We start from the raw sequence: 1,321 nt of genomic DNA, 5'->3' as shown, positions 1-1,321 counted from the left end.
TTCTTCAGCCGCCGCCCCGGCCGCGCCCGAGCCGCTGAAGATCGCCTTCGCCTACGTCGGCCCCGTGGGCGACGGCGGCTGGACCTTCGCGCACGACAACGGCCGCAAGGCGCTGGAGGCCGAGTTCGGCAACAAGGTCGTCACCAGCTTCGTCGAAAGCGTGCCCGAGAGCGCCGACGCCGAGCGCGTGATCCGCGACATGGCCTCCAACGGCAACAAGCTCATCTTCGGCACCACCTTCGGCTACATGGAGCCCATGCTCAAGGTCGCCGCCGACTTCAAGGACGTGAAGTTCGAGCACGCCACCGGCTACAAGACGGCCGAGAACCTGCGCACCTACGACAGCCGAACCTACGAAGGCGCGTACATGGCCGGCGTGATCGCCGGCTCCATGACCAAAACCAACACCCTGGGTGTGGTGGCCTCCATTCCTATTCCCGAGGTGATCCGCAACATCAACAGCTTCACGCTGGGCGCGCAGTCGGTGAACCCGAAGATCAAGACCAAGGTGGTCTGGGTGAATGGCTGGTTCGATCCGCCGAAGGAAACCGAGGCCGCGACCTCGCTGCTCAATGGTGGTGCCGACATCCTGTTCCAGAACACCGATTCGTCCGCCGTGCTGCAGACCGCCGAGAAGGCCGGCAAGCGCGCCTTCGGCTGGGATTCGGACATGACCGCCTATGGCCCCAAGGCCCACCTGGGGTCGGCCGTCATCAACTGGGGTCCGTACTACGTCAAGGCCACCAAGGACGCGCTGGAAGGCACCTGGAGCACCGGCGGCGTGTGGTGGGGCCACAAGGAAGGCGCGATCGACATGGTCTCCATCGCCGACGACGTGCCGGCCGAGACGAAGGCCAAGATCGACACCATCAAGGCCGGTCTGAAGGACGGCAGCTTCCACCCCTGGACCGGTCCCATCGTGGACCAGGCCGGCAAGGAGGTGCTGGCCAAGGACCAGAAGGCCGATGACGCCTTCCTGGGCGGCGTCAAGTTCTACGTCAAGGGCGTGGAAGGCAAGGTCCCGAACTGAGGGAGCGCACCCTGGTTTCAAAAGGGCTGCCCCAAGGCAGCCCTTTTTTGTTTGAATGGTGTCCATGATCGAACGGCAACTCTGGCATCCGGTGGTGGCTTCGCACACGTTGCGCGAATTGCCGCTGGCCCTGGGCCTGCTCGGCGAAGCGCTGGTGCTGTGGCGCGAGCACGGCGCGGTGCATGCCTGGGCCGACCGCTGCCCGCACCGGGGCGCGCGTCTCTCGCTGGTCGACGGCCGAAACGGCATCGTTGCTGCCAACCGCGTCACGCAGGGCCATGCCTTCGGCCA

General features: G+C 65.6%; 1 protein-coding gene and 1 pseudogene. Both read left to right on the top strand.

Features of this window, described 5'->3' with window-relative positions; genetic code table 11:
• On the top strand, positions 1 to 1,030 hold a 1,030-nt coding region (locus tag BN948_RS25380), incomplete at its 5' end, for a BMP family ABC transporter substrate-binding protein (protein ID WP_035624927.1).
• 55 nt (positions 1,031 to 1,085) lie between these two features.
• Positions 1,086 to 1,199: pseudogene (locus BN948_RS27440) on the top strand (aromatic ring-hydroxylating dioxygenase subunit alpha); the annotation flags it as partial.
• Positions 1,200 to 1,321: the final 122 nt, after the last annotated feature.

The sequence above is a fragment of the Hydrogenophaga intermedia genome (genome assembly GCF_000723405.1).
Classification (GTDB): Bacteria; Pseudomonadota; Gammaproteobacteria; order Burkholderiales; family Burkholderiaceae_C; genus Hydrogenophaga; species Hydrogenophaga intermedia.
This window is presented reverse-complemented; position numbering and strand designations above follow the sequence as displayed.